Here is a 3,740-nt window from a genome sequence, read left to right as displayed (position 1 = left end):
GGCGAACAGCTTTGAGTCCGTGCTCGATTTCATCGTCGCTGAAGTTGTGTTGCACAGCCAGGGGACGGGAGCGGTCTCGTTGACTCATGGTGACCATGATGGCAAAGCCGCTCCGTAGTGCTTTGACTGTTCGAAGAAGCGGCGGGGTTTTCGTCCGTGATCGTCTTCGAGTGTGCTGGTCTTTAACTCGTGGTGTTCTGCGGGGTGGTGACATTTGGTAAATACAGTGCGGTCAACTTCCCGGCGTCATCGGTCAGTTCATGCGTCAGGCCCTGCTTCAGGTTGGTTCAGCGTGCGGCCGATCCGGTCGAGCGGGCATATTCGGTGGGCGTTTGGCCGTAGTGTTTCTTGAAGGCGCGGATGAAGTGGCTGCTGTCGGTGAAGTGCCAGTGGGCGGCGAGTTCCGAGATGCTCCACCGGCCGGATGGCGATGTGAGGGCGAGCCGGGCTTCTTCCAGCCGCCGGTGGCGGATGTAGGCGGTCGCCGACTCTCCTACCGTGGCGAATGCCCGCTGCAGGGTGCGTACGGAGACGTTGAGTTCGCGTGCCAGCATCGTCGGGGACAGCTCGGGATGGGCGAGATGGCTGTTGGCGAGGTCCTTCGCGGCCCGGGTGAGTGCGGGAGCCAACTGTGGTTCCACGTCTGAGCGTCGCGGAGGGCAGGAAAAGGAACTGCGCCGTGGTGTGCGGCGCCGTCTCGAAGGGCATCCGCCGCCCGAAGTGCCGGAAAAGGAACTGCCCGGTCGATACGGTGTGCTCGTCGCGATCGGGCAGGCCGCCCAACGTCCATGCGCCGCGCCGTAATACGTGGATCACCACCAGGTCCCGATCGCCGCCCGCGGGGTCCGCGACCCGGGTGGCCGACGCCATGTGGAGATCAGCGATCACCACATCGCGCACCCTGGCGACGCGTCCCTTGAGCCGGAAGTCGGCGATCGTGGCCGGGCTGAAGGCCGGCAGGGGGAAGACATCGCCGATCTGCGTCTGCCATCCACGACGGAAGGCATCGAATCCTCGCGGTGCCGCACCCGGGACCCTGGAATCCACGGCGAACGCCCCGGGCGCCAGGTCGGTCTGCGATCCAGTGCTGTTCATCTCCGGTGATCCACCACGTGTTCGATGTTCCGACGCCTTCTTGTGGCGTACATGTTCTGTCCGGACGCCGCTGCGGTTCAAGTGCCTGCCGTGCCGAGTTCCTCATGCCGTGAACACCGTTTCGCACGGTTCGGCAAGGCGTCCACTGCCTGGTGCGCTGCCGACTGCCGAACGGGGCCATTGAATTTTCACAGTCCCATGAAGGCAAAAGGGGGACGCTGTGATGAGTCATCCGACGTTCTCCGGGGCCGGTCATAGCCGGGTGGCTGTGCGGATCAGCCCCGCGAGGGCGAGGGAGCGGCTGTGCGCGGGCCACGCGATGTGGGTGACGACGGGGGGCGCGTCGGTGAGGGGGACGGCGGTGTGCTCGGCCCACAGCCAGGAGCGGGCGGAGTCGGGGAAGACGGCCGCGGTGCGACCGAGGGCGATCAACTGGGCCAGCTGCGTCTGGTCGTGGATCTCGGGGCCCGGGCCGGGTGGGTAGGCACCGTCGTGGGCCCAGCGGGCGAGCGGAAGATCGGGGATGTTGCTGATGTCGGCGAGGGACAGTGTCCTGTGCGTGGCGAGGGGGTGCCCGGCGGGCAAGACGGCGATCTGCCCTTCTGTCATCAGCTCCTCGCTGTCGAACCCGGTGAGGGAGTTGAACGGCGCGTGCATGAGCGCCACATCGGCGCGGCCGTCACGCAGCATCTCGCCCTGCTCGCACGTGCCGCTCGGCAGTACCTCGATCTCGGCGGCGTCGGGCTCGGCCGCGTAGGCGTCGAGGAGCTTGTGCAACAGTTCGTGGGATGAGCCGGCCTTCACCGCAAGTACCAGGCGGTTGCGGGAGCTGCCCGGACGGTCGGCGCCGCCGGCGCGGCGTGTGCGGCGGGCGGCGGCGGTGGTCGCGTCGAGGGCCGCGCGGCCCTCGTGCAGCAGCATCTCTCCGGCGTCGGTCAAGGCGACGCCGCGGCGGTTGCGCTGCAGTAGGGCGACGCCGAGGCGCCGCTCGAGCTGCTGAATCGCCCGGGACAGCGGTGGCTGCGCGATGCCAAGGCGCTTGGCGGCACGGCCGAAGTGCAGTTCCTCGGCGACGGCCAGAAAGTACCTCAGCTCGCGGGTCTCCAAGGTGTCCATGACCCCAGCATACCTCGGTGATACCCACTGGGTATGACAGCGCACCGTATCGGTATTGGATGCGATGCCTGTCCGGGAGTGACCATCGACGGCATGAGCGAGACCACGAACACACCCTCCCCGTCACTGCCCGGCGGGACCTGGACCCTGGGCGACCTGACCGTCAACCGCTTCGGGTACGGCGCTATGCAGCTCGCCGGCCCCGGCGTCATGGGCATGCCCGCCGATCACGACGGCGCGCTCGCGGTCCTGCGTGAGGCCGCCGCCCTGGGCATCAACCACATCGACACCTCCGGCGCCTACGGACCACGCGTCACCAACCAGCTGATCCGTGAAGCGCTGCACCCCTATGCCGCATCACTTCACATCGTGACGAAGGTCGGCGCGGTCCGCGATGAGCAGGGCGGCTGGCCCCCTGCCCGTCGGCCCGAGGATCTGCGCCGCGCCGTGCAGGAGAACCTTGAGGACCTCGGAGTCGACGCTCTCGACGTGGTCAATCTCCGGCTCGGCGACGCCCAGGGGCCCCGGCCCGGCTCGCTCGCCGAGCCCTTCGAGGCCCTCGTCGAACTCCAGCAGGAGGGCCTGATCCGGCACCTGGGAGTGAGTAACACGACGGCGGAGCAGGTCGCCGAGGCGCAGGCGATCGCGCCGATCGTGTGCGTGCAGAACATGTACAACCTCGCCTACCGTCAGGATGACGAACTGATCGACGACCTTGCCGCCAAGGGCATCGCCTACGTTCCGTTCTTCCCGCTCGGCGGCTTCACCCCGCTGCAGTCCGCGGCGTTGACCGCGGTCTCCGCCCGGCTGGATGCGACGCCAATGTCGGTCGCCCTGGCCTGGCTGCTGCAGCGGTCACCGAACATTCTGCTCATTCCCGGCACTTCGTCGATGGCCCACCTGCGCGAGAACGTCACCGGCGCGGGACTCTCGCTCTCCGAGGAGGAACTCGCCGAGCTGGACAAGATCGGCCGCTGAACCTGCCCGGGGCGTCCGCCCGGTGAGGTCGAGCCGCGGATCCAGAGCAGGAGCCGCGAAACGCCATGCCGGCCGGGACGGCAGTGACTTCATTGCGCGTCCCGGCCGGCATGGTCGGCGCACGCCACCACTCCGCCCTTTCCTCGCGTGGTTTGGATCTGGACCGCCTTCTTGAGGGCAAATGAAGGCACCGGCGTCCACGAGCATGCCGACGGCCCAGTGGTGAGCCCAGGCCACGGAACAGTGGCCGGTGTGTTCAGCAGCAGCGGCCCGCCCGGCGTGCGGCGGCGCGGACGACGTCGTCGATCGAGCGGGCGGTGAACGCCCTGGCCGGATTGACCGGTGCCGCGAGCTGGAAGGAGGAGTCCGCTTCCGCGTAGCCGGGGGCTCCGGGTGGACTGAACAGGCTGCTGTCGTCGCTGGTCATGAATCCTCCGCTGAGTCGCCGAGCAGCCGGTCAGACACCCCATGTCGTTGGGGTGTCAAGCGGGCTGGGGGTAGGCGTGGTGTGACCACGCGGTTGCCTCGTCGTAGGTGGTGCGGGTTTTGAG

Annotated in this window: 4 protein-coding genes; 1 reads left to right on the top strand and 3 read right to left on the bottom strand. The window is 67.9% G+C overall.

Features of this window, described 5'->3' with window-relative positions; translation table 11 throughout:
- Positions 1 to 287 precede the first annotated feature (287 nt).
- The gene (locus tag OP79_RS56695; RefSeq protein WP_245685756.1) at positions 288 to 629 is read right to left on the bottom strand and encodes a helix-turn-helix domain-containing protein; all 342 of its coding nucleotides are present in this window, start codon (positions 627 to 629) and stop codon (positions 288 to 290) included.
- A 718-nt stretch (positions 630 to 1,347) separates the two neighbouring features.
- The gene (locus OP79_RS48650) at positions 1,348 to 2,211 is read right to left on the bottom strand and encodes a LysR family transcriptional regulator (protein ID WP_033329656.1); all 864 of its coding nucleotides are present in this window, start codon (positions 2,209 to 2,211) and stop codon (positions 1,348 to 1,350) included.
- Between the two features lie 93 nt (positions 2,212 to 2,304).
- Between OP79_RS48650 and OP79_RS48645 the strand changes: the two genes are divergently transcribed.
- Positions 2,305 to 3,189 carry an aldo/keto reductase family oxidoreductase gene (locus OP79_RS48645; RefSeq protein WP_033329657.1) on the top strand — a complete coding sequence of 295 codons (885 nt, stop codon included), beginning with the start codon at positions 2,305 to 2,307 and terminating at the stop codon, positions 3,187 to 3,189.
- A gap of 256 nt (positions 3,190 to 3,445) precedes the next feature.
- Here OP79_RS48645 and OP79_RS55855 read toward each other — a convergent pair whose 3' ends face one another.
- Positions 3,446 to 3,616: a hypothetical protein gene (locus tag OP79_RS55855; RefSeq protein WP_157857546.1), complete on the bottom strand. Its 171-nt coding sequence runs from the start codon at positions 3,614 to 3,616 to the stop codon at positions 3,446 to 3,448.
- Between the last annotated feature and the right edge of the window lie 124 nt (positions 3,617 to 3,740).

Source organism: Streptomyces yerevanensis (assembly GCF_000716805.1).
In the GTDB taxonomy this organism is placed as follows: domain Bacteria; phylum Actinomycetota; class Actinomycetes; order Streptomycetales; family Streptomycetaceae; genus Streptomyces; species Streptomyces flaveus.
This window is presented reverse-complemented; position numbering and strand designations above follow the sequence as displayed.

Bases quoted from the DNA above. Each gene is read 5' to 3' on its own strand.
- OP79_RS48650 (WP_033329656.1), bottom strand. From the start codon at position 2,211: ATGGACACCTTGGAGACCCGCGAGCTGAGGTACTTTCTGGCCGTCGCC.
- OP79_RS48645 (WP_033329657.1), top strand. From the start codon at position 2,305: ATGAGCGAGACCACGAACACACCCTCCCCGTCACTGCCCGGCGGGACC.
- OP79_RS55855 (WP_157857546.1), bottom strand. From the start codon at position 3,616: ATGACCAGCGACGACAGCAGCCTGTTCAGTCCACCCGGAGCCCCCGGC.